The 26,189-nt window shown below is 61.7% G+C and carries 27 protein-coding genes and 1 pseudogene; 19 read left to right on the top strand and 9 right to left on the bottom strand.

What is annotated here, in order from left to right; all coding sequences use genetic code 11:
- Positions 1-51 precede the first annotated feature (51 nt).
- The 3 genes from G9X64_RS25935 (at position 52) to G9X64_RS37320 (ending at position 2,542) form a co-directional block, all read left to right on the top strand.
- Entirely contained in the window at positions 52-699 is a 648-nt protein-coding gene (locus G9X64_RS25935) for a MarC family protein (protein ID WP_168311609.1), read from the top strand.
- Positions 700-1,027: 328 nt separating this feature from the next.
- The gene (locus tag G9X64_RS25930; RefSeq protein ID WP_168311610.1) at positions 1,028-1,228 is read left to right on the top strand and encodes a hypothetical protein; all 201 of its coding nucleotides are present in this window, start codon (positions 1,028-1,030) and stop codon (positions 1,226-1,228) included.
- A gap of 294 nt (positions 1,229-1,522) precedes the next feature.
- Positions 1,523-2,542 (top strand): GlxA family transcriptional regulator, encoded by a 1,020-nt coding sequence (locus G9X64_RS37320; RefSeq protein WP_168311611.1) that lies wholly within the window; start codon positions 1,523-1,525, stop codon positions 2,540-2,542.
- Between the two features lie 219 nt (positions 2,543-2,761).
- Here G9X64_RS37320 and G9X64_RS25920 read toward each other — a convergent pair whose 3' ends face one another.
- On the bottom strand, positions 2,762-4,093 hold the full coding sequence (locus G9X64_RS25920; RefSeq protein ID WP_017960878.1) for a diguanylate cyclase: 1,332 nt from the start codon (positions 4,091-4,093) through the stop codon (positions 2,762-2,764).
- 186 nt (positions 4,094-4,279) lie between these two features.
- Complete coding sequence (locus G9X64_RS25915) at positions 4,280-5,110, bottom strand: response regulator (protein WP_003540610.1); 831 nt, start codon at positions 5,108-5,110, stop codon at positions 4,280-4,282.
- A 298-nt stretch (positions 5,111-5,408) separates the two neighbouring features.
- Here G9X64_RS25915 and G9X64_RS25910 point away from each other — a divergent pair, with 298 nt between their 5' ends.
- The gene (locus G9X64_RS25910) at positions 5,409-6,392 is read left to right on the top strand and encodes a squalene cyclase (protein WP_168311612.1); all 984 of its coding nucleotides are present in this window, start codon (positions 5,409-5,411) and stop codon (positions 6,390-6,392) included.
- A gap of 30 nt (positions 6,393-6,422) precedes the next feature.
- Here G9X64_RS25910 and G9X64_RS36735 read toward each other — a convergent pair.
- Together G9X64_RS36735 and G9X64_RS25905 are read right to left on the bottom strand one after the other, a co-directional pair.
- Positions 6,423-6,561, bottom strand: a pseudogene (locus G9X64_RS36735) (TetR/AcrR family transcriptional regulator); the annotation flags it as partial.
- A 6-nt stretch (positions 6,562-6,567) separates the two neighbouring features.
- Entirely contained in the window at positions 6,568-7,092 is a 525-nt protein-coding gene (locus G9X64_RS25905) for a DUF6428 family protein (protein WP_168311613.1), read from the bottom strand.
- 42 nt (positions 7,093-7,134) lie between these two features.
- Here G9X64_RS25905 and G9X64_RS25900 point away from each other — a divergent pair, with 42 nt between their 5' ends.
- Genes G9X64_RS25900 through arsK form a run of 7 tightly spaced genes read left to right on the top strand, consistent with a single transcriptional unit; the run spans position 7,135 to position 11,522 of the window.
- Positions 7,135-7,491: an ArsR/SmtB family transcription factor gene (locus tag G9X64_RS25900; protein WP_003540616.1), complete on the top strand. Its 357-nt coding sequence runs from the start codon at positions 7,135-7,137 to the stop codon at positions 7,489-7,491.
- The gene (locus G9X64_RS25895; protein WP_017988649.1) at positions 7,488-8,018 is read left to right on the top strand and encodes an arsenate reductase ArsC; all 531 of its coding nucleotides are present in this window, start codon (positions 7,488-7,490) and stop codon (positions 8,016-8,018) included. The genes G9X64_RS25900 and G9X64_RS25895 overlap by 4 nt, the downstream gene beginning before the upstream one ends.
- Complete coding sequence (gene arsN2 / locus G9X64_RS25890; protein ID WP_168311614.1) at positions 8,018-8,461, top strand: arsenic resistance N-acetyltransferase ArsN2; 444 nt, start codon at positions 8,018-8,020, stop codon at positions 8,459-8,461. Before G9X64_RS25895 ends, arsN2 begins: the two co-directional genes overlap by 1 nt.
- Complete coding sequence (locus G9X64_RS25885; protein WP_168311615.1) at positions 8,458-9,165, top strand: aquaporin; 708 nt, start codon at positions 8,458-8,460, stop codon at positions 9,163-9,165. Before arsN2 ends, G9X64_RS25885 begins: the two co-directional genes overlap by 4 nt.
- Positions 9,162-9,590 (top strand): arsenate reductase (glutaredoxin), encoded by a 429-nt coding sequence (arsC, locus tag G9X64_RS25880; RefSeq protein WP_168311616.1) that lies wholly within the window; start codon positions 9,162-9,164, stop codon positions 9,588-9,590. The genes G9X64_RS25885 and arsC overlap by 4 nt, the downstream gene beginning before the upstream one ends.
- The gene (gene arsH / locus G9X64_RS25875; RefSeq protein ID WP_168311617.1) at positions 9,565-10,290 is read left to right on the top strand and encodes an arsenical resistance protein ArsH; all 726 of its coding nucleotides are present in this window, start codon (positions 9,565-9,567) and stop codon (positions 10,288-10,290) included. The genes arsC and arsH overlap by 26 nt, the downstream gene beginning before the upstream one ends.
- Positions 10,287-11,522: an arsenite efflux MFS transporter ArsK gene (gene arsK / locus G9X64_RS25870; protein WP_168311618.1), complete on the top strand. Its 1,236-nt coding sequence runs from the start codon at positions 10,287-10,289 to the stop codon at positions 11,520-11,522. The genes arsH and arsK overlap by 4 nt, the downstream gene beginning before the upstream one ends.
- A 6-nt stretch (positions 11,523-11,528) precedes the next feature.
- Here the strand turns inward: arsK and G9X64_RS25865 are convergent, their stop codons facing one another.
- The 5 genes from G9X64_RS25865 to G9X64_RS25845 form a co-directional block, all read right to left on the bottom strand.
- Positions 11,529-11,795, bottom strand: coding sequence for a hypothetical protein (locus G9X64_RS25865; RefSeq protein ID WP_168311619.1), 267 nt, complete (start codon positions 11,793-11,795; stop codon positions 11,529-11,531).
- A gap of 112 nt (positions 11,796-11,907) precedes the next feature.
- On the bottom strand, positions 11,908-14,445 hold the full coding sequence (locus tag G9X64_RS25860; RefSeq protein WP_171377639.1) for a mechanosensitive ion channel family protein: 2,538 nt from the start codon (positions 14,443-14,445) through the stop codon (positions 11,908-11,910).
- A 92-nt stretch (positions 14,446-14,537) separates the two neighbouring features.
- A complete protein-coding gene (locus G9X64_RS25855; protein ID WP_168311621.1) occupies positions 14,538-15,089 on the bottom strand; it encodes a DUF924 family protein in 552 nt (183 codons plus the stop codon).
- Positions 15,090-15,310: 221 nt separating this feature from the next.
- Positions 15,311-16,375 carry a sensor histidine kinase gene (locus G9X64_RS25850; protein WP_168311622.1) on the bottom strand — a complete coding sequence of 355 codons (1,065 nt, stop codon included), beginning with the start codon at positions 16,373-16,375 and terminating at the stop codon, positions 15,311-15,313.
- A gap of 277 nt (positions 16,376-16,652) precedes the next feature.
- Positions 16,653-18,098 carry an MFS transporter gene (locus tag G9X64_RS25845; RefSeq protein ID WP_168311623.1) on the bottom strand — a complete coding sequence of 482 codons (1,446 nt, stop codon included), beginning with the start codon at positions 18,096-18,098 and terminating at the stop codon, positions 16,653-16,655.
- 86 nt (positions 18,099-18,184) lie between these two features.
- Here G9X64_RS25845 and G9X64_RS25840 point away from each other — a divergent pair, with 86 nt between their 5' ends.
- The 8 genes from G9X64_RS25840 (at position 18,185) to G9X64_RS25805 (ending at position 26,143) form a co-directional block, all read left to right on the top strand.
- Positions 18,185-18,334, top strand: a complete 150-nt coding sequence (locus tag G9X64_RS25840) for a hypothetical protein (protein ID WP_168311580.1) — start codon at positions 18,185-18,187, stop codon at positions 18,332-18,334.
- 440 nt (positions 18,335-18,774) lie between these two features.
- Positions 18,775-20,100: an ABC transporter substrate-binding protein gene (locus G9X64_RS25835; RefSeq protein ID WP_168311624.1), complete on the top strand. Its 1,326-nt coding sequence runs from the start codon at positions 18,775-18,777 to the stop codon at positions 20,098-20,100.
- A 114-nt stretch (positions 20,101-20,214) separates the two neighbouring features.
- On the top strand, positions 20,215-21,183 hold the full coding sequence (locus tag G9X64_RS25830; RefSeq protein ID WP_138387435.1) for a carbohydrate ABC transporter permease: 969 nt from the start codon (positions 20,215-20,217) through the stop codon (positions 21,181-21,183).
- On the top strand, positions 21,180-22,133 hold the full coding sequence (locus G9X64_RS25825; protein WP_126829530.1) for a carbohydrate ABC transporter permease: 954 nt from the start codon (positions 21,180-21,182) through the stop codon (positions 22,131-22,133). The genes G9X64_RS25830 and G9X64_RS25825 overlap by 4 nt, the downstream gene beginning before the upstream one ends.
- On the top strand, positions 22,130-22,348 hold the full coding sequence (locus tag G9X64_RS25820; RefSeq protein WP_168311625.1) for a hypothetical protein: 219 nt from the start codon (positions 22,130-22,132) through the stop codon (positions 22,346-22,348). The genes G9X64_RS25825 and G9X64_RS25820 overlap by 4 nt, the downstream gene beginning before the upstream one ends.
- 3 nt (positions 22,349-22,351) lie before the next feature.
- Positions 22,352-23,449, top strand: a complete 1,098-nt coding sequence (locus G9X64_RS25815) for an ABC transporter ATP-binding protein (protein ID WP_168311626.1) — start codon at positions 22,352-22,354, stop codon at positions 23,447-23,449.
- On the top strand, positions 23,442-24,449 hold the full coding sequence (locus tag G9X64_RS25810) for an ABC transporter ATP-binding protein (protein WP_168311627.1): 1,008 nt from the start codon (positions 23,442-23,444) through the stop codon (positions 24,447-24,449). Before G9X64_RS25815 ends, G9X64_RS25810 begins: the two co-directional genes overlap by 8 nt.
- A 53-nt stretch (positions 24,450-24,502) precedes the next feature.
- Complete coding sequence (locus G9X64_RS25805) at positions 24,503-26,143, top strand: dihydroxyacetone kinase subunit DhaK (RefSeq protein WP_168311628.1); 1,641 nt, start codon at positions 24,503-24,505, stop codon at positions 26,141-26,143.
- The last annotated feature ends 46 nt before the right edge of the window (positions 26,144-26,189 follow it).

The raw sequence follows: 26,189 nt of genomic DNA, 5'->3' as shown, positions 1-26,189 counted from the left end.
AAAGTGGGAAGGTCCCGATTTTCGCATCACAAATTTTAGAGGGTACGTTCCATGGATTTCACAGTCATCGATGCCGCACTCGTCGGAAAACTTCTGTTGCTGCTTCTGATCGGCATGGGGCCGAAGATCGCGCTGGTGCCGTTTCTGGAAAAGACCCACACCTTCGATACAGCAACAAAGGCGCGCATCGGCCGCCAGATGGTTCTGATCGCCGTCGTCACGGCGCTGATCCTCTTCGCCACCGGCGCTCTGCTGATGCGGCTTCTCCATATCACGGGCGGCGCAGTCGCCGTCGCCGGCGGCATCATCCTCGCGCTGATCGCGATCAAGATGGCATCAGGACCGACAGAGAAGCCGCATGACGACATTGCGGCTCCCGTCGACCCGGACAAGCTGGCCATCTTTCCGCTTGCGGTCCCCTACATGCTCAATCCTGTCGGCATCACGGTCATCATCATCGCCTCCGGCGAAGTCGTCTCGATTGCCAGCGCGATACTCGTTATCGGTCTGATCCTGATCGTCGGCGCGTTCGACTATCTGGTGTTCACCAACATCGACGCGCTCGCCAAGCGCATGAAGCCAGTCACCATGATCGTCTCGGAGGTCGTCTTCGGCATCCTGCTGACCGCAGTCGCAGTCCAGCTGATCGTCGCCGGGCTTGGAAATCTTGGCATCATCACCCCGACTGCCGCGCATTAGATGCGGACGATTTGCGGCCGGGCCAGCCCAAAAATCTGAACCCGGATTTATCAAGAATCGGAGCCGATAGCCGCCAGGTTTTCAGCATCATGCTCAGCTGCGAATTTGCTATCCCCTGCGTGGAAAGCCCGGGGGTATCGTCGGTGGAAAGACTGCAAAACGTGTCATCGACGGCCGCCGGGCACGCAACGATCATTCAATATCCCTGATGTTATCCATAAGTTCTATTCGTTTGAATGATGAGTGCCCGGGGTCCATATTAGGATCATGGACGTGGACGAACCTCCCAACGACGACCATGTCCCCGACCCAAGAAAGGAACCGGAAAATGACCACGCTCACCTATCGGGGTGGTGGCAAGACCCTCACCTCCAGCGAAAGCCGCTTCGATCTGGCACATTATGCCCGCAAGCTCGTGCTCGCCTGGACACGCTGGCAGACCGCCCGCGAAATTGAAGCCATGCCCTTCGATATCCGCAAGGACATCGGCTGGCCGAGCACGGACGACAGCAAACACCGGACCATGTAATGAATGCGACATTCCTCCCAAGATAAGGGCGGCGCCTGCCTCGTGCAACGCCGCCTTTTTCGCGGCCTGACCGTCCTATTCCAAACCCATTTTCAACATTGAGTTTCAGTTGCCTATCATCCTGTCATCTGCCTGCCTGCGGCCATTCCGGCGGTTTGAGCGGCCAAATCGTCAGTGATGTCGCATATTTGCTCTTCCCGGCCGCATTTTTCCATGCCAGTGTCGCTTTCAGGACATCGGCGCGACGCATTCCGCGCAACGAATGTATCATCGCCCTCGAGCATGGATTTCGCTATGAACAGGATGCAGATCAAGAAGCGTTCACTGGTCTTCTTTATGGTACCGCAATTCACCATGCTGCCCTTTTCGGCGGCCGTGGACACGTTGCGCATCGCCAATCGCATGCTCGGCTATCAGGCCTATACCTGGCGGCTGACCTCCGTCGACGGGGAAAAGGTCTATTCGTCTTGCGGCATCGGCGTCGAGGCCAATTCCTCGCTCGCCGAGGAACGCCGCCATCTCGGCGGTGAAAACCGGCCGGGCATGGTGCTCGTCTGTTCCGGTATCGATGTCGAGGAGTTCAACAACAAATCGGTCAATGCCTGGCTGCGTGAATGCTACAATCGCGGCGTTGCCGTCGGCAGCCTCTGTACGGGCGCGCATGTGCTTGCCCAGGCCGGCCTCCTGAACGGCAAGCGCTGCGCCATCCACTGGGAAAACCTGCCGGGCTTTTCGGAAGCCTTCCCACAGGCGGAGGTCTATGCCGATCTCTACGAGATCGACGGCAATCTCTACACCTGCGCCGGCGGTACCGCCTCCCTCGACATGATGCTGAACCTCGTCGGCGAAGATTTCGGCGAAAGCCTTGTCAACCGCATCTGCGAGCAGCACCTGACCGACCGCGTGCGCAACCCCCACGATCGCCAGCGTCTGCCGCTGCGCGCCCGCCTCGGCGTGCAGAACGCCAAGGTGCTGTCGATCATCGAGCTGATGGAAGGCAATCTCGCCGAGCCGCTGTCGCTGATCGAGATCGCCGACGGCGCCGGCCTCTCGCGCCGCCAGATCGAACGGCTGTTCCGCCAGGAGATGGGCCGCTCGCCGGCCCGCTACTATCTGGAAATCCGCCTCGACCGAGCACGCCACCTTCTGGTGCAGTCCTCGATGCCGGTCGTCGAGGTCGCCGTCGCCTGCGGCTTCGTCTCGGCCTCGCATTTCTCCAAGTGTTATCGCGAACTCTACCACCGCTCGCCGCAGCAGGAGCGCGCCGAGCGCAAGATGACCATGGCGACCGCAAGACAGGCGGTTGCGGCTTGAGATAACCACCGCTGGAGGAAAAGAGAGAGGCAGCTCACTCAGCCGCCTTTGAGATTCTGATGAGGGCACTAACCCCTCTTCCATCATGCTCGGGCTTGTCCCGAGCATCTACCGCCGTTTCGTGTTTTGATATGTAGCAGATCCTCGGCAACCAGGCCGAGGATGACGTCAGACGTCAAGCGGCCAGTCCAAACCACGTATCCAAAGATCAGGCAAACTCTACTGCGCCGCCTCTTCCGTCATTCTGGCGTCGGAATAGACTTGGTTGCGGCCCCTGTGTTTGGCCATGTAGAGAAACTGGTCGGCGGCGTTGAGGTAATTCTCGAAGGTTTCATAACCGGCGATTTCGGCGATGCCGATCGAAATCGTGACGCCGAGTTCCTCGTCGTCGGCCGTGACCTTCAGCCGCGAAATGTCCGAGCGGATCTCGTCGCAAAGCTTGGTCGCGGCTGCCGAATCCATCTGCGGGAAGAGGATGGCGAATTCCTCGCCCCCGAGGCGTGAGAGAAGATTGTCGCTGCCTTCGAAGATGGTAAACAGCCTGTTTGCGACAGCTTTCAGCACCTTGTCGCCGATCTCGTGGCCATAGGTATCGTTCAGCCGCTTGAAATGGTCGATATCGAGAATGGCGACGGAGCTCGGCACCTTCAGCCGCAGGCACTCGTTCACCAGCTTCGGGCCGTTGTCGTAAAAATAGCGGCGGTTATAGAGGCCGGTCAGGTAGTCGCAGGCCGCCGCTGCCCTCAGCTGCCGCATCTGCGCCAGCGTTTCGGCATTGTTGGCGATACGGCATTGCAGCTCCTCGGCAACGAAGGGTCGGTAAACGAAATCGCTGGCGCCGGCCTTGAGAAAACTCGCCGAAAGCATGCGGTCGTTGGAGGAGGAAACGCCGATGACACGCAGCCTGTCCGAACCGAAACGATGGCGGATGCGCCGCGTCAGCTCATAGCCGCTCATATCGGGCATGTGGTGATCGGTGACGACGAGTTCGATATCGCTGTAGGCCTCGAGCGCCGCCAGCGCCTCGAGCCCGGAATTTGCCTCGACGACAAGATATTGCTGTGCCTTCAGGAGGTCGACGAGCACCTGGCGCGCCGAGACGACATCGTCGACGACGAGCACCCGCGTCTTGCGGTTGGAGATCGCCCGCCGGACGGTAGCGACCAGATTGTCGAGCGCGAATTCATTGTCCTTCAGCACGTAATCGATGACATTGCGCTCCATGATCTTGTTGCGCGTGTTGAGATCGAATGTCGCGGTGAAGACGATTGCCGGGATATCGTGCTCGATCGTGCAGTCGAGCGCTTCGCCATAGGGCGAATCCGGCAGGTTGAGATCGACGACGGCCATGGTGTAGCCGTGAGCGTCGTCGGCAAGTTCCTTGCGAAGAGCCTTCAGCGACGGGCAGGATTTGACGGCAAGGCCGAGCTCCGTCTGGAACCGGTGACAGAGCACCGCGGAAAACATCCGGGAATCTTCAACCAGAAGTATTTTCAGCCCGCCGGAGCGTAGCCCGATACCGTCCCGCTGGAAATCCGCTTGAAAGGCCACAACCCCTACTCCCCGATGCGTCCGATGGGCTCGACTCGGCCCTCTCCCCGGCGGGGACGATAACCGAGAGGCCTGTGCGCGTGAAGGGGACAAATGACGGCGATATTACCTGTAATTGCAGAAATTCGACGACTGTCCCCGACAGTGATATCCGCCCCCCTGACGATACCGATACTGGAAGGGCCGTCAGGCAACCGCCCGTTCCTTACGCATCGATTGAATTTGCAGCAGCGTATCGAGGTTCTGGTTGACGCGGCAGTAGAACTCCTCGTCGATGAAGGGACGCAGCATGAAATCATTGCCGCCGGCCTTCAGGAATCGTGCCGACAGCAGCCGGTTCGAGGAGGAGGAAACGCCGATGATGCGCAGCTCGTGCGAGCCGATACTGGCGCGGATGCGCCGCGTCAGTTCGAAGCCATCGATGTCGGGCATGTTGTAGTCGGTGATGACAAGGCCGATATCGCGGTTGGCCTTCAGGATCTCCAGCGCCTTGCCGCCACTCTCGGCGACGCTGACACGGAAATTGTAGCGCTTCAGCCGGCTTGACAGCAAAGCGCGCGCAGTCGCGCTATCGTCGACGATCAACACGTGGTGGCGATGATTGGTGAGGAAGCGGCAAATCGATTCCGCCAGAAGGTCGACGGCGAAGATATTGTCCTTGAGGATATAGTCGACGATATCCTTGGCCATCAGCTTGTCGCGCATGTTTTCATGGAAGGTGCCGGTGAAAACGATGGTCGGGATGGAGAGATCGACCAGATATTCGAGCGCTTCGCCGTTTTCGGCGCCGGGCAGGTTGATGTTCGAGATCGCCAGCGTGATCGGATCGGAAGACTTGTCGTAGGAAACCTGCAGATCCTCGAAGCTTCGGCAGATCTCGACATCGATGTCGAACAGCTCCTTGAGGCGTTTGCTGATCATCGAGGTGAATACGTTGGAATCTTCCGCGACAATAATACGCGCACCAGCAAACATTTCCCCGGAATATTGCATCCCCGAAATACCTAGAAACGCCATAGCAAACCTTTGATGTAAAATCTGTCCCCGGGTCAAACTGATACATCAATTGATTTGAATAATTATTAATCGGCGCGCCCTGTTCTAAACGAAGAGGCGGCCCAATGGGCCCGCCTCCGATTTCTTTGCGGATATGATTAAGAAATCAGGCGCGAAGCGCCGCATTCTCGGCATCGAACAGGCTTTCGCCGACAACCGTCGGATTTAGACGATTTCCCGTGGACCTGTCCGGGTGGCACTGCTCAGCCGAAGCGATTATAAACGAGCCATCGACCCCGACCCGCCGACAGGTTCGCCCATGATCCAATCCGACCCAGTGATCGCATGGCTTCTCGACTCCGACCCGTCGATCCGATGGCAGGTGATGCACGACCTGCTCGATGCTCCGGAGCGGGAATGGATGACTGAGCGGGCCAAAGTCGAGACCGAGGGCTGGGGCGCCAGGCTGCTCTCCTGCCAGGATGAGGACGGGCAATGGGCAGGCGGCGCCTTCCTGCCCGCCGGATTCGACGCTGGCGAGTGGAAGCAACGTGGCCAACCGTGGACGGCCACGACCTTTTCGCTGTCGCAATTGCGCGAGTTCGGTCTCGATCCCGCCTGCGGCTGCGCCAGGCGCACCGTCAAACTGGTCGGCGCCAACGCCCGTTGGGAAGAAGGCGGCCAGCCCTATTGGGAAGGCGAAGTCGAGGAGTGCATCAACGGCCGCACCGTTGCCGACGGGGCCTATTTCGGCGTCGACGTCTCGCCCATCGTCGACAGGCTGGCCGGCGAGCGTCTCGACGACGGCGGCTGGAACTGCGAACGGATCAACGGCTCTGTCCGCTCGTCTTTCGCCAGTACCATCAATGTGCTGGAAGGCTTGCTGGAATTCGAGAGATCGACCGGCGGCACGCGTCGGTCTCGAGAGGCCCGCAGGACGGGCGAGGAATTTCTGCTGGCCCGCAACCTCTTCCGCCGCCTCGGCACCGGCGAGCCGGCCGACGTGCGCTTCCTGCGCCTCCTGCATCCGAACCGCTGGCGCTACGATATTTTACGCGCGCTCGATTATTTCCGCGCCAGCGCGATCCTGACCGGCGCCGACCCCGATCCGCGCCTCGGCGAGGCAATCGACCACCTTCGTTCCCGGCGCTTGCAGGACGGCAGCTGGCCGCTCGACAACAGCCCCGCCGGTCGGGTGTGGTTCGAGGTCGATGACGGGCAAGGCAAGCCCTCGCGTTGGCTGACGCTCCGGGCGATGCGGGTGCTCAGATGGTGGGATGCCCAGCCCTCAATCAATGCCTGACGGCAATCCCAGCCCACGTAGGAAATGCCCCTAAAGCGCCCGCAGCAATTCGGCGCGTCTCACCGATGCCGGGCTGGTTGACCACTCCGTGCAGAGCGTTGAACAGAAACACCGCCGTAAAGCCGGGATCAATGAGCGACCAGGCATTCTCGCCAGCACCCGATCTTATGTGTCCTTATGCGCAGCAGCCGCTCGTTGCCGCTTGCGGCCCGCAGCAGGCCGCCGCCTTGCTGTTTTCCTCTGCCAGCCAGCGGTCGCGCGGCTTGCAGCTTGCCGGTCGCGGCGAAAGTGAAACATGGACGGCGCCGGCGCTGAGAATCGGCATCGCCGCGCAATAAAGCTGCATTGGCCGCACCCCGTCACTGACCTCGAAGGTCAGCTTCGCCGAACCATCCACTTGCACGTGATCGGAAACTTTGCGGATGATTGCATGGAACTTGCCGGCCGGCATATGTGTGCGGTCGCGTTCCTCGATATCCCAGAGCTGGATGAATATTTCCGCCCACGCTTCGGGATTGGCGCCGCAATCCAACGCCGAGAATTGGCCCGCCTTGACCTCGGTGACATGATAGCCAGGGTTCACCGCCTTGCCGTCATAATAGAAAATCAGCGGAGAATCCTTGGCGCCGGTAAGCACACTAAGCAGCAGGCCGAGATCGATGTCGTTCTCTTGAATTTTGCTGTTGTCGATGACATTCATTTGCGCTAATCCTCGTTTCAATGATTCAAGGATTATTGAAATATGGATCAACGTCAAGCCCTCATAGCATTCGGCGCGCTCTCGCAGGAAACCCGCCTTCACATCGTCCGCATGCTCGTGGTTTCGGGTCCCGACGGCATGGCGGCAGGCGCGATCGCCGAGAAGGCGGAGGTGTCGCCCTCTAATATCTCCTTCCACCTGAAGGAGCTCGAACGGTCGGGCCTGATCGCGCAGCAGCGTGAATCCCGGTCGATCATTTACACCGCAAACTACGAGGCGCTTGGCGGCTTGGTTCGCTTCCTGATGGAAGATTGTTGTTCAGGGCATCCAGAAATCTGCGCACCTGCCGCGGAGGTTGCGGCCTGCTGTACCCCTAAAATGAAGGAGAAACTGCAATGACCCCTGACCGCGTTTACAATGTGCTCTTTCTCTGCACGGGCAATTCTGCCCGCTCGATCCTGGCGGAATCCATCCTGGAGACCGAAGGCAAGGGTCGATTCAAGGCCTATTCGGCCGGCAGCCAGCCGAAGGGTGAAGTCAATCCCTATGCGCTGAAGGAGCTTGCGGCGCAGGGATACCCAACAGTCGGCTTCCGCTCAAAGAGCTGGGACGAATTCGCCGAGCCGGGCGCTCCGGAGATGGACTTCATCTTTACGGTTTGCGACAGCGCTGCCGGCGAGGCTTGTCCCGTCTGGATCGGTCATCCGATGACCGCCCATTGGGGCGTTGAGGACCCCGCTGTCGTCGAGGGCAGCGAAGTCGACAAGGGCCGCGCTTTCGCGCAGGCCGCCCGCTTCCTCAAGAACCGGATCAGCGCCTTTTTGAGCCTGCCTCTTTCCTCGATCGACAAGCTCGCCCTGGAATCGCACCTGCGCCAGATCGGCACAATGGAAGGCGCCAGCATTAAACAGCCCAAGGCGAGCTGATGGGTTTCGAATTGAACCAGCAGGCCTTGGAAGGGCACGACGACAGACTTCGCGGCGCGCTCGCAGGCGCCGGGCTTCCGGTCGATGACCTCACAGATGCCGGCCGAAGCTTCTATCGGTTTTCACGTGGCGCCGAGACGGTCGGCTTCGGCGGGCTGGAACTCTATGGCGAGACTGTACTCCTGCGTTCCATAGTCGTGCTGTCCGATCAGCAAGGTTTTGGTTTCGGCCATGCGATCACCCTTGGCCTGCTCGATCAGGCCCAAAGGAAAGGCGCAACTGCCGCCTACCTGTTGACAGAAACAGCCGCCCCCTTCTTTCAATCGCTCGGCTTTCGTCCGATCGCCCGCGATGAAGCGCCGACCGAGATCCTGACGACGCGGCAGGCCGCAAGCCTGTGCCCGGCATCGGCCGCCCTGATGGTCCGGAGCCTGCCTGCATGAGAGCGCCGGTGTTCCCCCCGTCTCGACGACTGGTCGCCGAAGCGCTCGGCACGCTGCTGCTCGTAGCGACCGTCGTCGGCTCGGGCATCATGGCGGATAGCCTGACGGACGATACGGCGCTTGCGCTGCTCGGCAATACGCTGGCAACGGGGGCGATGCTCGTCGTCCTGATCACGATCTTGGGCCCGATTTCCGGGGCTCATTTCAATCCGGTCGTGTCGCTGGTGTTTGCGCTCCGACGCGAACTGCCTGCCTCCTCCCTTCCCGCCTATATCGCCGCGCAGATCATTGGCGGCATTGCCGGAACGATGCTCGCTCATGCGATGTTCGCCCTTCCTGTGCTGCAGGCCTCGGAAACCTTGCGCACCGGCGGCGCGCAATGGCTCTCTGAAGTGACGGCAACCTTCGGCCTCGTCTTCGTCATCTTAGCCGGTGTGCGCTTTCGCGCCGATGCCGTGGCATGGTTGGTCGGCCTTTATATCACCGCCGCCTATTGGTTCACCGCCTCCACGTCTTTTGCCAATCCCGCCGTCGCGATTGCTCGATCGCTGACGCACACCTTTTCCGGCATCCGCCCGATCGATCTACCGGGCTTTATAGCCGCTGAAGTCCTCGGCGCCTTGCTGGCGTTGATCCTCGCGGGATGGCTGCTGATGGAAGCCCGCGATCCTGAAACCCTCACCAAGACGGAATCCGCCTCATGACCATAGATGTTACGATCTATCACAACCCCGAATGCGGCACTTCGCGCAACACCCTTGCGATGATCCGGAACGCCGGCATTGAGCCCAACGTTATCGAATATCTGAAAAACCCGCCGTCGCGCGAGCAGCTAATCAAGGTAATTGCGGATGCAGGTTTGAGCGTTCGCGAGGCGATGCGCGAAAAGGGCACGCCCTATGCGGAGCTCGGCCTCGACAACCCTGATCTTACCGACGAGCAATTGCTCGACGCGATGTTGAAAGATCCGATCCTGATCAACCGGCCTTTCGTCGTCACCCCTCTCGGTACGCGCTTGTCGCGGCCGTCGGAACTTGTCCTCGAAATCCTGCCGGAAACGCATCAGGGCGCCTTCACCAAGGAAGACGGCGAGAAGGTGCTCGATGCCGGAGGCAAGCGCATTGTCTGATCTGCCTGCCCTATCGCCGATGCATCTGCGTCAACCGGATACGGACGCGCTCAGGCCGGCGTTCTCGACGCACAAGCCTCGCATCTTGATCCTTTATGGCTCGCTGCGAGCGGTGTCCTACAGCCGCTTCCTCGCACAGGAGGCCGCGTGGCTGCTCGAATATTTCGGCTGCGAAGTGCGCATCTTCAATCCGGAAGGTCTGCCGCTGCCTGATGCAGCGCCGGCGAGCCACCCAAAAGTTCAGGAACTGCGCGAATGGTCGGCATGGTCGGAAGGCCAGGTATGGGTCAGCCCCGAACGTCATGGCGCGATGACCGGCATCATGAAAGCGCAGATCGACTGGATTCCATTGTCGGTCGGCTCGGTCCGGCCCACGCAAGGCAAGACGCTGGCGGTGATGCAGGTCTCCGGCGGCTCCCAGTCCTTCAATGCGATAAGCCAGCTCCGCATTCTTGGCCGTTGGATGCGGATGATCACTATCCCCAATCAGTCCTCGGTCGCCAAGGCTTTCCAGGAATTCGACGCGGACGGCCGTATGAAACCCTCATCCTATTACGACCGCGTCGTCGACGTCTGCGAGGAACTGGTGAAGTTCACCCTGCTGACCCGTGATGCCTCGAACTATCTGACCGACCGCTACAGCGAACGGAAAGAAGAAGCCGAAAAGCTCGAACAGCGCGTGAGCCTCAGATCCCTATGACAATTGTCAGCACCGAACGACCGCCGGTAGCCGCCATCGCCGCGCTCGGGCTCACGCAGATCATCGGCTACGGGACGCTCTATTACAGCTTCAGCATTCTTGCGCCTGATATGGCCAGGAGTTTTGATTGGTCGGCGGAATGGGTCTTCGGTGCGCTTTCCGCCGCCCTTTTGATCGGTGGCCTGGCAGCACCTCTCATGGGCACCTGGATCGATCGCTTCGGTGCCGGCCGCATCATGACGGCAGGTTCGGCCATCGCAGCCGCTGCCCTTGTCGCTTGCGCCTTCGCACCGGGAAAGATCGCCTTCGTCGCGGCACTGATCGCCATCGAGACCGCATCGAACCTCGTGCAATATGGCGCCGCCTTCGCCCTGCTCGTGCAGATCAGGCCGCGGGTCGCCCAGCGCAGCATCACCTACCTGACCCTGATCGCCGGCTTCGCCTCGACCATCTTCTGGCCGATCACCACGGCGTTGCACGAACAAATGTCCTGGCAGAACGTTTATCTGATCTTCGCCGCCCTCAATCTCGCGGTCTGCCTGCCCATTCATGCCTGGCTGTCCCGTGGCGTCAGCGAAACGCGCAAGCGCGAGGCGGGACAAGCCGCAAAGCACGTCGAGCCAGGCCTTCAGCCGTCGATGCGCAGGCCGGCCTTTGTCCTGATGGTGACGGGTTTTGCTTTGGAAAGCTTCGTGAACGCGGCACTCCTGGTTCATATGGTGCCCGTGATGTCGGCGCTCGGCCTCGGCGCCATGGCAGTGGTGGTCGGAACACTCTTCGGCCCGTCGCAGGTGCTGAGCCGCCTCATCAACATGATCTTCGGCGAGAGGTTGTCACAAGTCATGCTGGCGATCATCTGCGCCGTCCTGCTGCCGACAGCCCTTGTCATCCTCATCGCCACCGCACCCTCGGTCCCCGGCGCGCTGGTCTTCGCCGTCGTCTTCGGCCTCGGCTCGGGTCTTAACAGCATCGTCTACGGAACCTTGCCGCTCGCGCTCTTCGGAAGCGATGGCTACGGCCGGCGGCAAGGACAAATCATGTCGGTCCGTCTCGTCGTCTCCTCGATGGCGCCGTTCGCGCTCGCCTTCCTCATGGGCAATCTCGGCGTATCATGGTCGCTGTCGATCGCTGCATCGCTCAGCACCGTCGCCGTTGCCGCATTCTTCGCCATTATGCGGCTGACGAGCCCGGTTGCCCGGCCGGAAACTGTTCCCCATCCCCGGGAAGCTTGAGCGCCGCTACTTGATGACGGCCGAGCCCTTGACGATGTCGATCGTCTCGCCGCCGTCGAGCCCGATGCGGTCGCCGTCGGGCGTTGTCATGAAGCAGCCGGAAGCACAGAGGTTTTCCGAAGCGCCGGCATCGACCACGACCTCGACGCGCTGGCCGCTCTCGGTGATGACGAGCACGACGGCTGCCGGATCGGTGTTGGTGATGGATGCCGCTTCAGCCGCGGTTGCGGCAAGCAGCGGGACAAGCAGAACGGCGGCAAATCTTGCCATCATGTGCGGCGGCGCTGACGCGCCCTCCCCTCGAACGATCGGTGCTGCCCCCGGCAGCGATCCCGATAGTGGAGATCATGCACATATAGCTGTGAATGATGGCTGAATGACCCGTTCAGCCTTTCCGATTGCCGTCTGCCGTCTTGCTGCGCAATTGCCGCACCGGCTGCTCTTCCTCCTGCATTGGCGTGTCCGCCGATTTTTCCTGCTCGTTGGGTTGATCCTTGCCCGCATCGGCAAGCGCGGGACGAGCGTCCCGATGGATGGTAAGATCGGTCTGTGGCAGCGGGATCTCGATGCCCTCGGCCTTGAAGCGCTTGAGGATCTCTATCCTGAGATTGTTGCGCACCGCCATACCGTCGCCCATGTCGGCGAGGAAGAAGCGCAGCTCGAAATCCAGCGAATACGGGCCGAAACGCAGGAATTCGACATGCGGCTCCGGGTTGCGCATGACGAGCGGTATCTTAGCCGTCAGCTCGAGCAGGATGTCCATCACCTGCTGCGGATCGGCGTTGTAGGCGACGGAAACCGGAATTTCCGAGCGGCCGATCTTGTTGCGGTGCGTCCAGTTGCCGACAAGGCCGTTGATCAACTCGGAATTCGGCACGATGATCGACTGCTTGCGGAAGGTCTCAATCTCCGTGGCGCGCACCGAAATGCGTTTGACGATGCCTTCGGCCGTGCCGGAAACCACGTGGTCGCCGACCTTGAACGGCCGTTCGACGAGCAGGATCAGGCCGGAGACGAAGTTGGAGACGATGTTCTGGAGGCCGAAACCGATACCAACCGATAGTGCGGAAGCGACGAGCGCGAAGCTCGACAGGTCGATGCCGGCCGCCGAAACGCCGATGATCGCCGCTATGCCGACGCCGAGATAGCCGATGCCCGTCTTGACCGAATTGCGCACGCCAAGATCGACATGGCTTCTGGCCATCACATTGCCGTCGAGCCAGCGCTGCAGCCAGCGCGTCAGCAGGTAGACGCCGGCAAACAAGAGGATGCCGGTGCAGATGCCGAGCAGCGAGATGCTGATGCCGCCGAGCCTGACCTCGGTGAACAGTCGGTAAGCGATAAGCTGCAGATCCTGCACATGGAAGCCCCAGAGCAGCAGGATCAGCGGGATGCCGACGAGCAGCGCCACCGCGTAGATGGCAAGGCCGACGAGCAGGCCGGCCTGGTCGATCGCCACCGGCCCAAGCTTGAAACGGCGCGTCAGGAAGCTTGCGAAGAAGGTGTCGGCGAAGCTTTCCTGCCGGGATATCGCCTTGCCTGAGAGCAGGCCGACATACATGGTGGCAATGACCGCGCCGGTGATGATGAGCTGCGTGGCGATGAAGCGCGCGAGGCCGACATAACCGGTCAGCGCGGTGAGGATGAGGCCGGCGCCGACGACGCGCAGGATGATCCCCAAGCCGCGCGGCCAATGCCGGCCCGGCGCATCGGGATCGCCGTTCTTCGCCAGCATCGGCTTGCCGAACGAGACCGCGATCAGGATCAGGCCGATGATCAGCGCGGCAATCAGGCTCCTGACCACGGTCAGCACCAGCGGCGAGCCCATCGCCTCGCCGATCGTACCGAACAGATAATCGAGCGCGTTGACGATCGCCATAGCCAGCAGGCAATAGCCGATCGAGCGAGCGCCGAGATTGGAAAGCCTGACGAGCCGCCAGCGGGGTTCGCGCGGCGCGAAGATAGCGTTGACGAAGCGGCCGACGAAATAGACGAGCCCGATCGCTCCGAACAGGGCGCCGATGACAGGTGCGATGTCGGGCCGCAGAACATTGAAGCTGTTGAGGAAGAAGAACGAGGTGACGAGCAGTACCGAGAGTGCCAGGGTGCGGATCAGCGTCGACCAGAAGGCGATCGACAGCCGGCCGATATAGGACGGGTTCTCGATCGCCTCGTCCCGGCGCAGGTACGAGCCGAACAGCCGATAGCTGCCGGATAGCAGGATGAGTGCTGACGCAAGCGACAGGAAGATCGCGGCAAACAGCGGGAACCGCTTGAACTTCCAGACGAAAGAGGCCCAGCTCGACAAAGCCTGCGAGAATTCGCTGACCTCGTGCACGAAGGCGCTCGCGGCATCGTCGAGCACCGAGACTGAGATCTCCGTGCGCCTGAAAAGCGTGTCGGCGAAAAGCCGCCGCCGCATCTCGATGATCTCGTTGAGGAGCTTCGTTACCGCGATCGACAGGTTTTCGGCGTCACCGGTCACCGCGTTGATCTGCGCGCGCTCGGCAGTAAGCGCATTGCGCTCGTCCGCGACAATCTGCGCCTCGGGCGGCTGCCCGTCCTTCGGCGGATCGCCGATCTCGGCAAGCCTGTTCTTGATCTGGTCGAAACGCGGCCTGAGATTGACCGATATGGTAATGACGGCGCGGCTGAGCTCGTCGGCCTTGGTGGCGAGCCCGACCAGGGCATCGTCATTGTCGGCATTCTGCTTGGCGCCGTCCTGCAGTGCCGTCAGCTGGACCTTCGCCTTTTCGATCTCCTTTGTCGCCTGGTCGAGCGGCGTATCGGTAAGCGGTGCCTCCTGCGCGGCAGCGGGTGCCTGCGGCTCCTGCGCGAAGGCCGCAGCACCCTTGAAATGCGCGCCGGCGACCGCCAGCGTCAGCAGAAGAATGGTGCGAAGCAGGATCGGTCTCAGCCGCAAAAGCGCCTCCGGGGAAGGTTGTCGTCGGAATAGAATGCCAGCTTGTCTTAGTAAAGAAAGGCGACAGAAAGGCGGAAGCTCCCTATAAAGGCTCAGAAACCGGCGCCGGGCGTAGAGAGATAGTCGCGCTCTGCCGCCGTCGACTCCCGCCCGAGCATGGCATTGCGGTGCGGAAAACGGCCATAGGCGGCAATGACATCGCGGTGGCGGATCGCATAATCGCGATATTCCTCGTCGCCGAGGGCGGTGAACAATTCCACCGAACGCTCCTGCTCGCTGAGGTTTTCGGCATGTTCGAACGGCATGTAGAAGAAGGTGCGGCATGCGCTCTCGACCGCCCGGTCGGCGCCCACCGCAAGCGCCAGCTTGGCTTCCCGAAGCGCCAGCCCATCGGTGGCAACGGCAAGCGCCGTGCCGCGATAGATGTTGCGGGGAAACTGGTCAAGCACGATGACGGCCGCCAGCCGACTGACAGGGTCGGCCCGCCATTCGTCGCTCACGCCTGCGGCAAGCGCCAGATGCGTATCGCGGAAGCCTTCGCGGATCTCGGCGTCAAGCTCCGGCGGCGCGCGGAACCACAGTTCCCGGCCGCATCTGACGAACCAGAAATCATACACTTCGCGTGGCGTGCGGATGGTCGTCATGTTCCCCCTCCCTAGCGTTAGGCTTGATGATGCAGCTTCGGTAAATTATTGTAGGAAAAGGGATAACACCGTGCCGACAGCACCCTGATCCGGCTGCCGCCACCTTCTCCACACTGGGGAGAAGAGATTCGCGGCAACATCTCCATTCACCTTCTCCCCTCGGGGAGAAGGTGCCCGTAGGGCGGATAAGGGGTCACACGGCACACCCTACGCTGCACGCCCTACTTCCCCTCATGCAGCGAAAACACCAGCGTCGCCTTCGTCCCATCATGCCCGGGGTCATAGGCGAAATCCGATTTCAGGCTGGCTGCCATGGCCGTCAGGATGCGTGTACCAAGGCCGGTTCCCCTGGCCGGGCTCGACGGGTCGAAACCGGCGCCGTCATCCTCGACGATAACGCGCAATGTCTCATCCGTCTGGTCGACGGTGACGCGGATCTCGCCTGGCACGCTGTCCGGATAGGCATATTTGAAGGCATTGGTGACGAGCTCGCTGACGATCAGGCCGAGCGTGATCACCTTGTCGGTCGCCAGATTGACTGGCTGCGCGGTGAGCACGATCCGGTGCGGTCGCTTGTCGTCGCGCATCGAGGTTTCGAGTTCGGTGAGCAGGCTGTTCAGATATTCATCGACCTGCACCGAGCCGACCTGCCGGTTGGTATAGAGCCGGCGGTGCACGCTGGCGATGGCGTTGATGCGCATCTGTGTTTCGTGCAGCGCGTCGATCGCCACCTGATCCGTGGTCATCGAGGATTGCATGCGGATCAGCGCGCCGACGAGGCCGAGGCTGTTGGCGATGCGGTGATTGACTTCGGCAAGCAGCATTTCTGCAAGGTCGCGCTGCTGGCGGATCACCTCCTGTGCCTGCGCCGTCTCGCGGCGAAACCGCGCCCGCTCCAGCGACTGTTCGAGGGCGGCGGCGAGCAAGTCGAAATAATCGGCTGAGATCCCCTTCAGCATGTAATCGTCGGCGCCGGCCTTCAGCGCGGCGACCGCGATGCTGGTATCGTCCGAACCTGTCGCATAGATGACCGGCGGATGATCCGGCATCACCGTGATGCTGGGCAGAATGTCGAGGCCGGTCTCGCCGGCCAGGACATGATCGAGCACGACGGCGTCGATACCACCTTCGCCGAGTCTTGCAAGGCCGGCAGCGCCGCTCTCGGCCCACTCGACCGAAAAGCCGCGCCGACGCAGGTTCTTCTGCATCAGTAGGGCAAGCCCCTCGTCGTCGTCGATATAGAGGATGTGGATCAGGGCATCCGCATCGCCGCTAGAATTGCTCATTCGGTCTCCCGGCGTTCTCTCGCAGCGACAACCGCCCGCAAGCGTCCGAGTCGTCCGCAGGGTAATGTCGTATTGTATTGGCCGCCTGGGGTAAACAGCGGTTATCCCTCGCTCTTGTCGCAGGCGGCGCGGAAGGAGGATGTCGGAAAGCCGGCATTTTCAGAACATGACCCTGACTTGGGAGGATACCTATGGAAGTCGTTGAAGGAGATGGGGAAACGAAAACCTGAAATGAGATGCATGAACGCCGCGCGGCCCGATTGGTTCCGCGGATAAGCTAATTTTTCTGGGATTTCCGATGGCCGGATACTTCGGCGCCTGCCTCTGCCGGCAACTGCAGGAAGCGCAGCGACGAGACGACGCCGATCGCGCCGACCACGATGAAAGCCCAGCGGAAATCGGCAAGAACGGGATTGTCGGCACCCCTGAAAGCCGAGGCGATATTGAGCACGGCCGCCGCCACCGCCACGCCGAGCAGCATCGATACCTGCTGCAGCATGCTCGACAGCGTCGAGGCCGAGCTTCGCTGCGCCGGACCGATATCGGCAAAGGCGAGCGTGTTCAAAGCGGTGAACTCCATCGACCGCGACAGGCCGGCGAGGAAAAGCAGCGCATGGATGAAAAACGGCGGCGTCTCCGGCGAGAGGAAACCGCAGCCGACGATCGAAAGCGCTGCGATCAGCCCGTTGACCCCAAGCACTGTGCGAAAGCCGAAGAAGCGCAGCAGCGGTGTCGTCACCGCCTTCATGCTGAAATTGCCGAGGAAATAGACGAGCAGATAGGTGCCGGCGGCAATCGAGCTCAGGCCGAAGCCGAGCTGAAACAGCAAAGGCAGCAGAAACGGCGTCGCATTGATCGCCACCCTACAGGCCGTGCCCGCCGACAGCGTCGACATCGAGAAGGTCTGGATGCGGAAAGCCGAAAGGTCGAGCAGCGGATTGTCGACGGCGAGGAAATGCCGCGTCGCCATGACCGACAGCACGATTCCGGCTGCCAGCATCGATATGACCGGCAAGAGACCGCCGTGCCATTTGACTGAAAGCTCCAGTGCGGCAAGCAGGAAAGTCAGCCCGGCAGCACTGAGGACGAAGCCGACGAAATCTAGCCGGCCGGGATTGGTCTCGCGCTGCTCCGGCACGAAGCGCAGCACCAACGCGATGCCTAGGATGCCGATCGGAATATTGATGAGGAAGTTCCAATGCCAGCTGGCATAGGTGGTGATGAAGCCGCCGAGCACCGGGCCGAGCACCGGCGCCGTCAGCGCCGGCCAGGTGATCAGTGCGATCGCCTGCACGAGTTCCGACTTGCGGGCGTTTTTCAAGACGATAATGCGCCCGACCGGCGTCATCAGTGCGCTGCCCGCCCCCTGCACGGCGCGCCACAGAACGAACTCCGCAAGGCTGCCGGAGAGCCCGCAGAACAGCGAGGCGCCGGTGAAAACGGCGATCGACATCAGGAAGATACGGCGCGCGCCGAACCGGTCGCCGAGCCAGCCCGACAGCGGAATGAAGGCGGCCATCGTCAGCATGTAGACGGTGATGCCAATGCTCATCGACACCGGCTGCACGCCGAAGCTTGCCGCCATCTGCGGCAGCGAGGTGGCGACGATCGTGCCGTCGAGGATCTGCATGAAGAAGGAAACGGCAACGACCAGTGCCACGATCTTCGCCTGGCGGCCGCTCGCCGCCTCTTGCCCATTCTCGCTCGTCTCTGCCGTGGTCATCGATCTGCCAATGAAAATTCAAGATGACGCGGCAGGCAAACGGGAAGGAAGCCGATCGGAGATCTGCCGCGCGGAGGAGCGCGGACATGGAAAGCCGCGCACTGGCTGAATACGCCCGTTGCATCCGGCCGGAAAGGCCAAATCTCGCACTGCGCGGGAATATTCCCGATGCGGCCCGATACCTAGAGCATGATGCCGAAAAGTGTGAGCGGTTTCCGGACGACATCATGCTCTAACTATACAACGTAGAACAGGATTCAGATTTTAGGCCGACCCGGCCTAAAATCATCCTGGCGGCATCGACCCAAGAAAGGATTCAAGAAAAAGGCCCCACCGAAGCGAGGCCAAGCTTGAACCGCTCCGGGGAAAAACGGGAGCGGCGTGCAGTCCATACCGTGCGATTCATGTCGCAGCGAGGCCAGATGTCGCTGCATCGGTACGCTCGCCAAGAATTTTTCGGGTCCTGCCGCAAAAGATCGGCCCCCAAAACTATCCGCCCATGTGGTGCGACGCCTGTCGCATTGCAGCAACGATTGGCGCTTGCAATGTTTATAAAAATAGATATCACTAAACATATTGCTAAACATGATGATTGAGGAGTTCATGTGAGCATTCTCTGAAGTGGGTGAACATGCGACGCCGGCGGGGAGCCGGCTCTTGGTTCTGGGAGGAACTTATGCAGAAAACATCGAAAGCCCTTTTCGGGCTAGCCACGGCATTCGTCATGTCGTCGGCATTGCCCAATCTCGCCAAAGCCGATGAACTGACGCTGTGCTGGGCCGCATGGGACCCCGCCAATGCGCTCGTCGAGCTGTCGAAGGATTTCACCGCCAAGACCGGCACGCAGATGAAGTTCGAATTCGTTCCCTGGACGAGTTATGCCGACCGCTTCCTCAACGAGCTGAATTCCCATGGCAAGCTCTGCGACCTGATCATCGGCGACAGCCAGTGGATCGGCGGCTCGGCCGAGAATGGCCACTATGTTAAGCTCAACGACTTCTTCGACAAGGAAGGCATCAAGATGGATGACTTCGTGCCGGCGACCGTCGTCGGCTACTCGGAATGGCCGAAGAACACGCCGAACTACTGGGCGCTGCCTGCGATGGGCGACGTCGTCGGCTGGACCTACCGCAAGGACTGGTTCGAGAAGCCGGAACTGCAGAAGGAATTCAAGGAGAAATACGGCCACGATCTCGCAGCGCCGAAGTCCTACGACGAGCTGAAGCAGATCGCCGAGTTCTTCCAGAAGCGTGAGATCGACGGCAAGACCGTCTACGGCGCCTCGATCTATACCGAGCGCGGCTCTGAAGGCATCACCATGGGCGTGACCAACGTGCTCTACGACTGGGGCTTCCAGTACGACAACCCGCAGAAGCCCTATGACATGGAAGGCTTCGTCAACTCGGCCGATGCGGTCAAGGGCCTCGAATTCTACAAGTCCCTCTACGACTGCTGCACCCCGCCCGGCAGCTCCAACGTCTACATGGTCGAATCCGCCGACGCCTTCAAATCCGGCCAGGTCGCCATGCAGATGAACTTCGCTTTCACGTGGCCCGGCCTCTACAAGGACGAGAAGGTCGGCGGCGACAGGATCGGCTTCTTTCCCAATCCGGCTGAGAAGGCGCATTTCGCCCAGCTTGGCGGCCAGGGCATCTCGGTGGTCTCCTACTCCGACAAGCGCGACTCCGCCCTGCAATACATCAAATGGTTCGCACAGCCCGACGTGCAGGCCAAGTGGTGGGAACTTGGCGGTTTTTCCTGCCTGAACTCCGTCGTCAACGCGCCGGACTTTGCCAAGAGCCAGCCTTATGCCCAGGCCTTCCTGGACTCGATGGCGATCGTCAAGGACTTCTGGGCCGAGCCGAGCTACGCCTCGCTGCTGCAGGCCATGCAGAAGCGCGTCCACAACTACGTGGTCGCCGGCAACGGCACCGCCCAGGAGGCACTCGATGGCCTGGTGAAGGACTGGAGCGACGTCTTCAAGGACGACGGCAAGATCTAGTGCCCGACGGGACCGGCGGCATCCCTCTGCGCCATCCTCACCAGGTTGGCGGCCCGGATCGGCAGACGAGCCGGGCCGCCAGATCTCCCATATCCTAAAAGACCAGGTGAAAACTTGACTATTTCCCAATCCTCGATCGTCGAGAAGGCAGCCGATGCGACAGCAAGGGCAACGCCCTCCTCGGTTGCCCGGCGCGTCCGCGGCCTCTCCGACAGGGCAATCGCCTGGCTGTTCATTGCGCCTGCCATCACGCTGCTCTTGGCGATCAACATTTTCCCGCTGCTTTGGGCGGTCTATCTCTCCTTCACAAATTACCGCGCCAACCGGCCGAATGCGCCGGTCCTGGGCGTCGGCTTCGGAAATTACCAGCGCGTTCTCAACGACCCCGACATCTGGCAGGCAATGCAGACTACCGCGCATTTCGTCTTCTGGACGATCGTGCTGCAGACGGTGATCGGCTTCACGCTCGCCTACCTGATCGACCGCAAGTTTCGCGGCCATGCCTTCTGGACGACGATCATCCTGATCCCGATGATGCTGTCGCCCGCCGTCGTCGGCAATTTCTGGCGCTTCCTCTACGAGCCGCAGATCGGCCTCTTCGCCTATGCCGTGTCGCTGGTCACAGGCATTCCGACATCCGATATCCAGATGCTCGGCAACGTTACGCTGGCGCCTTGGGCAATCATCATCGTCGATACCTGGATGTGGACGCCCTATGTGATGCTGATCTGCCTCGCCGGCCTGCGCTCGATCCCCGACTATATCTACGAGGCGGCCGAGGTCGACCGCGCCTCGCCATGGCGGCAATTCTGGTCGATCACCGTGCCGATGGCCCTGCCCTTCATCATGCTTGCCGTGCTCTTCCGCGGCATCGAGAATTTCAAGATGTTCGACATGGTGACGCTTCTCACCGGCGGCGGTCCGGGTTCGGTCACAGAGGTCGCCTCGATCACGCTGAAGCGCGCCGCCTTCGAAAGTTGGGCGACTGGCCGAGCCTCGGCCTTCGCCATCATCCTCTTCGTTGCGGTGTTCGGCCTCGCCAACATCTACGTCAAGGCATTGAACAAGGTGAAGCAACGATGAGCGCCGCCAACTCTGCCCATTCGGTCGTCGAACCGAGCCTGTCCAGCAAGCGCATCGCCGGCACCATCGTCGTCCTCTATGCGCTGATCACCCTCATCCCGCTCGTCTGGATCTTCCTGACCAGCATCAAGTCGCCGCCGGATTCGATCAGCTATCCCCCCAAGATCGTCTTCACCCCATCGCTCGAAGGCTATTGCAACCTGTTCACGACGCGCACCCGGCAGACGCCTGACTATATCGCCTCGCTGCCGGCGCCGGTCGGCACCTGCGATGAGGTGACGCGCAAGCGCAACATGGTGATAGCAGGCCCGTCGAATTTCGTGCCGCGCTTCGTCAATTCGCTGGTGATCGCCTTCGGCTCCACCTTCCTCGCGGTCTTCCTCGGCACGCTCGCCGCTTACGGCTTCTCGCGCTTCAAGGTGCCGCTCGCCGACGACCTGCTGTTCTTCATCCTGTCGACGCGCATGATGCCGCCGATCGCCGTCGCCATCCCGATCTACCTGATGTATCGCGAACTCGGCCTGTCCGACACCGCCTTGGGCATGATCCTGCTCTACACCGCCGTCAACGTCTCGCTCGCCGTCTGGCTGCTGAAGGGCTTCATCGACGAGATCCCGCGCGAATACGAGGAAGCGGCGATGATCGACGGCTATACGAGATTGCAGGCTTTCCGCAAGGTCGTGCTGCCGCAGGCAACGACGGGCATCGCCGCGACCGCGATCTTCTGCCTGATCTTCGCCTGGAACGAATATGCCTTCGCCGCCCTTCTGACCTCGGGCGAGGCCCAGACCGCGCCGCCCTTCATCCCGACGATCATCGGCGAAGGCGGACAGGACTGGCCGGCAGTCGCCGCCGGCACGACAATCTTCCTGATCCCGATCCTCGTCTTCACCATTCTCCTGCGCAAGCAGCTGCTGCGCGGCATCACCTTCGGAGCCGTCCGCAAATGACCCATCTGATAGAAACACGCACCCGCACCCCTGCCCGTCCGAAACGGCCCTTCTTCCTGCGCCGTGGCCCGATGGAAGCCATCGCTACCGTGCTGATCGGGCTCGGTTTCCTGATGCTGTTCCAGCCCTTCCTGCTGGTGCTCTACACCTATTCGCTGGTCACCCTGCTCATAGGCACCGTCATGTTCATCATCGTCTCGAAATTTCCGGAGTGAACCATGGCGGATATCCGGATCGAAAATCTCCGCAAGGAATTCGGCAGCTTCGTCGCTGTCGAGGATTCGAGCTTCACCGTCCATGACGGCGAGTTCCTGGCGCTTCTAGGACCTTCCGGCTGCGGCAAGACGACGACGCTTCGCATGATCGCGGGTCTCGAGCTGCCGTCGAGCGGCAAGATCTATCTCGACGGTGAGGACGTCACCTTCAACCGTGCCAGCGCCCGCGACATCGCCTTCGTCTTCCAGCTCTTCGCGCTCTATCCGCATATGAACGTGCGCAAAAATATCGGCTTCCCGCTGCTGTCGCAGGGCATGCCCAAGGCTGAAATCCGTCAGCGTGTCGAAGAGACTGCGCGTCTGCTGCAGATCGATCATATTCTAAACCGCTCGGTCTCCGGCCTTGCCGGCGGCGACCGGCAGCGCGTGGCGCTCGGCCGCGCCATCGTCCGGCGTCCGAAATGCTTTCTGATGGACGAGCCGCTCGGCACGCTCGACGCCGAGTTCCGCGAGATCATGGTCCATGAGCTACGCGAACTGCACAACCGCATCCACGCCACCACCGTCTACGTCACCCATGACCAGCATGAGGCGATGGCGATGGCCGACAAGATCGCCGTCATGAACCATGGCGTCATCGAGCAGTTCGGCACGCCGCAGGAGATCTATGCCAAGCCGGCGACCATGTATGTTGCCGATTTCATCGGCTCGCCGCCGATGAACTTCATGCGCTTCACCTCCGGCCTGAAAAGCGGCGACCGTTCCATCCTGCTCGACGGCGTCGATGTCGCCGTTCCCGAGATCCACCAGGACATGGCCGAAAGCGAGCTGGCGCTCGGCGTGCGGCCGGAGCATATCCGCTTCAGCGACGCCTCGCGGCTGCGCGGCGCCGTCTATGGCGCCGAATATCTCGGCACCAATCAGGTCGTGGCTGTGGAAACCCCCGGCGGCCTGATCAAGGCCCGCGTTCCCGCCAACCGCAGCTTCCAGATCGGCGAAAGGGTCGGCCTCGAATTCAACCCGGCGAAACTCGCGCTCTTCGACTGCACGTCCGGCCGCGCTGTGCCATCCCAGCTCTATCAGGAGACCCGGCATGGCTGATGTCGTCCTCAGGAACCTCGCCAAGCGCTTCGGCGACACCCAGGCTCTTGCTGATCTCGATCTGTCGATCCGCGACGGCGAATTCGTCGTGCTGCTCGGTCCTACAGGCGCCGGCAAGACCACGACGCTGCGGCTGATCGCCGGCCTCGAAAAGCCCGATAGCGGCGGCATCGAGATCGGCGGTCGCAATGTCGCCGCCGAGGCGCCGGCCGAACGCGACGTCGCCTTCGTCTTCCAGCAATATTCTCTCTATCCGCATATGACGGTTTACGAGAACCTCGCCTTCCCGCTGAAGGCGCCGGTCCGCAAGCTGAGTGCGGTGGAGATCGACCGGCGCGTGCGCGAAGTCGCGCGCATGGTCCGGATCGACCATAAGCTGGAGAACCGCTCGACCAGGCTTTCAGGCGGCGAGATGCAGCGTGTCGCGATCGGCCGGGCGCTGGTGCGCCGGCCGGCGATCTATCTGATGGACGAGCCGCTCTCCTCGCTCGACGCCAAGCTGCGCGCCGAACTGCGCCTGGAACTGAAGCGTATCCAGAAGGAACTCGGCTCGACGCTGCTCTATGTCACTCACGACCAGGTGGAAGCCATGACCATGGCCGACCGCATCGGCATCGTTGCCGAGGGACGGCTGATGCAGGTTGGAACACCGCGCGAAATCTACGGTAATCCCGCCAACCTGCATGTCGCCGCCCGCCTCGGCCAGCCGCATATCAACCTTCTGCCGGCGGACCTGCTTCCCGGCGGCCAGCCGCCAGCCGGCACGAAGACCGTCGGCGCCCGTACCGAACATCTTGATATCGTCTTAGGACCGGATGCCAATGCCGAGATCGACTGGATCGAGCATCTCGGCGACCAGAACCATCTGCACATCAGGGCTGGCAATCACAAGCTCGTCACACTTGCAGATCCATATCTGGCGATCGCGCCGGGCGACCGGATCAGCCTGACGCTGCGTGATCCGCTTTATTTCGATGCGGCTGGACAGCGCCTGTCCTGACCGGCAAACAGACATGACGATGGCATGAAAAACAAACAGACGGGTCTCAATCGATGAAACACTTCTTCAACCGCAGGGAAAACATCGTCACCGAAGCTCTGGACGGTCTGCTTATGACGAGCAGCAACGGTCGTCTTGCCCGCCTCGACAGCTTTCCCGACATCAAGGTGATCCTGCGCGCGGACTGGGACAAGTCGAAGGTGGCGATCATCTCGGGCGGCGGCGCCGGCCATGAGCCCTCGCATGCCGGCTTCGTCGGTAAGGGCATGTTGACGGCTGCCGTATCCGGCGAAATCTTCGCCTCGCCGAGCGTCGATGCGGTGCTGACGGCAATCCGCGCCGTGACCGGCCCGAAAGGCGCCCTGCTGATCGTCAAGAACTACACCGGCGACCGCCTGAATTTCGGCCTCGCCGCCGAGAAGGCGCGCGCCGAGGGCTTCGACGTCGAAATGGTCATCGTCGCCGACGACATCGCCATCCCCGGCATCACCCAGCCGCGTGGCGTCGCTGGCACGCTGTTCGTCCATAAGATCGCTGGATATCACGCCGAAAGGGACGACGATCTGAAAACGGTCGCCACCCATGCCGCAGCCGCCGCCGGCGAAATCGTCTCACTCGGCATGTCGCTCTCCACCTGCAGTGTGCCCGGCCAGGCGCATGAGGATCGTCTCGGCGCAGATGAAGGCGAACTCGGCCTCGGCATCCATGGCGAGCCCGGCGTCGAGCGCATCATCCTGCAGCCGGTCGCCGATATCGTCTCCACCATGGTGACGCGCCTGTCGCCCGCGCTGCGCGAAGGAGCAAGCCACGCCCTCCTCATCAACAATCTCGGCGCCGTGCCGCCGCTCGAAATGACCGTCATTGCCAAAACAGTGCTGTCCTCGCCGCTTGGCCGCCGCGTCCGGCTGATCATCGGCCCGGCGCCGATGATGACCGCGCTCAACATGAATGGCTTCTCGCTGTCGCTGATCCGGCTGGATGCCGCTCGCGATGCGGCGCTAATGGCGGCGGTTGAGCCGCATGCCTGGATGCCGGCCGTCGAACGCCACGAGATCCAGACCATCGCCGCACCGAGGACGGCGGCCGGATTGAACGGCGCGGCCGTGGCCGGGGAGAACACACACAACCGGCGCCTGATCACGGCGCTCTGCGAACATCTGATCTCGCAGGAAAACGAACTCAACCGGCTGGACGGCCGGGTCGGCGACGGCGACACCGGCTCGACGGTTGCGACAGGCGCCCGCAGCGTGCTGGCCCGTCTCGACACGCTGCCGCTCGACCGGCCGGCGGCAACGCTCGCCGCGCTCGGCGATATCCTCGGCACCAGCATGGGCGGATCGAGCGGCGTGCTGTTGTCGATCTTCTTCACTGCGGCGGCAAAGGCCATGGCCGACAAGGCCGATATATCGGCAGCCCTTCTTGCCGGGCTCGACAGGATGACGTTCTATGGCGGAGCCGCAGTCGGCGACCGGACGATGGTCGATGCGCTCTCGCCTGCCCTGCAGGCGCTCGCATCCGGCGACATCGCCGCAGCCGCAAGGGCAGCCGTAGCGGGGGCGGAGTCGACGAAGACGATGACGAAGGCGAGAGCCGGACGCGCCTCCTATGTCGGCGAAAGGGATCTGGCGGGCGTTGCCGATCCCGGTGCGGTCGCGGTTGCCGGCGCGTTCGGCGTGGTGGCAAGCCTCGCCTGACCGGCGTAAAGTTCGAGAGCCGCGCGGGAGACGCGGCGATAGGGAG

Source organism: Rhizobium sophorae (assembly GCF_013087515.1).
In the GTDB taxonomy this organism is placed as follows: domain Bacteria; phylum Pseudomonadota; class Alphaproteobacteria; order Rhizobiales; family Rhizobiaceae; genus Rhizobium; species Rhizobium sophorae.
The sequence above is the reverse complement of the archived record's forward strand: the minus strand, read 5'-3'. Positions and strand labels throughout refer to the sequence as shown.

Bases quoted from the DNA above. Each gene is read 5' to 3' on its own strand.
- G9X64_RS25935 (WP_168311609.1), top strand. From the start codon at position 52: ATGGATTTCACAGTCATCGATGCCGCACTCGTCGGAAAACTTCTGTTG.
- G9X64_RS25835 (WP_168311624.1), top strand. From the start codon at position 18,775: ATGCAGAAAACATCGAAAGCCCTTTTCGGGCTAGCCACGGCATTCGTC.
- arsC (WP_168311616.1), top strand. From the start codon at position 9,162: ATGACCATAGATGTTACGATCTATCACAACCCCGAATGCGGCACTTCG.
- G9X64_RS25910 (WP_168311612.1), top strand. From the start codon at position 5,409: ATGATCCAATCCGACCCAGTGATCGCATGGCTTCTCGACTCCGACCCG.
- G9X64_RS25900 (WP_003540616.1), top strand. From the start codon at position 7,135: ATGGATCAACGTCAAGCCCTCATAGCATTCGGCGCGCTCTCGCAGGAA.
- G9X64_RS25915 (WP_003540610.1), bottom strand. From the start codon at position 5,110: ATGGCGTTTCTAGGTATTTCGGGGATGCAATATTCCGGGGAAATGTTT.
- G9X64_RS25850 (WP_168311622.1), bottom strand. From the start codon at position 16,375: ATGAGCAATTCTAGCGGCGATGCGGATGCCCTGATCCACATCCTCTAT.
- G9X64_RS37320 (WP_168311611.1), top strand. From the start codon at position 1,523: ATGAACAGGATGCAGATCAAGAAGCGTTCACTGGTCTTCTTTATGGTA.
- G9X64_RS25805 (WP_168311628.1), top strand. From the start codon at position 24,503: ATGAAACACTTCTTCAACCGCAGGGAAAACATCGTCACCGAAGCTCTG.
- G9X64_RS25865 (WP_168311619.1), bottom strand. From the start codon at position 11,795: ATGATGGCAAGATTTGCCGCCGTTCTGCTTGTCCCGCTGCTTGCCGCA.
- G9X64_RS25825 (WP_126829530.1), top strand. From the start codon at position 21,180: ATGAGCGCCGCCAACTCTGCCCATTCGGTCGTCGAACCGAGCCTGTCC.
- G9X64_RS25815 (WP_168311626.1), top strand. From the start codon at position 22,352: ATGGCGGATATCCGGATCGAAAATCTCCGCAAGGAATTCGGCAGCTTC.
- G9X64_RS25930 (WP_168311610.1), top strand. From the start codon at position 1,028: ATGACCACGCTCACCTATCGGGGTGGTGGCAAGACCCTCACCTCCAGC.
- arsK (WP_168311618.1), top strand. From the start codon at position 10,287: ATGACAATTGTCAGCACCGAACGACCGCCGGTAGCCGCCATCGCCGCG.
- G9X64_RS25855 (WP_168311621.1), bottom strand. From the start codon at position 15,089: ATGACGACCATCCGCACGCCACGCGAAGTGTATGATTTCTGGTTCGTC.
- G9X64_RS25810 (WP_168311627.1), top strand. From the start codon at position 23,442: ATGGCTGATGTCGTCCTCAGGAACCTCGCCAAGCGCTTCGGCGACACC.
- arsH (WP_168311617.1), top strand. From the start codon at position 9,565: ATGCCGGAGGCAAGCGCATTGTCTGATCTGCCTGCCCTATCGCCGATG.
- G9X64_RS25885 (WP_168311615.1), top strand. From the start codon at position 8,458: ATGAGAGCGCCGGTGTTCCCCCCGTCTCGACGACTGGTCGCCGAAGCG.
- G9X64_RS25840 (WP_168311580.1), top strand. From the start codon at position 18,185: ATGGAAAGCCGCGCACTGGCTGAATACGCCCGTTGCATCCGGCCGGAA.
- G9X64_RS25895 (WP_017988649.1), top strand. From the start codon at position 7,488: ATGACCCCTGACCGCGTTTACAATGTGCTCTTTCTCTGCACGGGCAAT.
- G9X64_RS25845 (WP_168311623.1), bottom strand. From the start codon at position 18,098: ATGACCACGGCAGAGACGAGCGAGAATGGGCAAGAGGCGGCGAGCGGC.
- G9X64_RS25820 (WP_168311625.1), top strand. From the start codon at position 22,130: ATGACCCATCTGATAGAAACACGCACCCGCACCCCTGCCCGTCCGAAA.
- G9X64_RS25905 (WP_168311613.1), bottom strand. From the start codon at position 7,092: ATGAATGTCATCGACAACAGCAAAATTCAAGAGAACGACATCGATCTC.
- arsN2 (WP_168311614.1), top strand. From the start codon at position 8,018: ATGGGTTTCGAATTGAACCAGCAGGCCTTGGAAGGGCACGACGACAGA.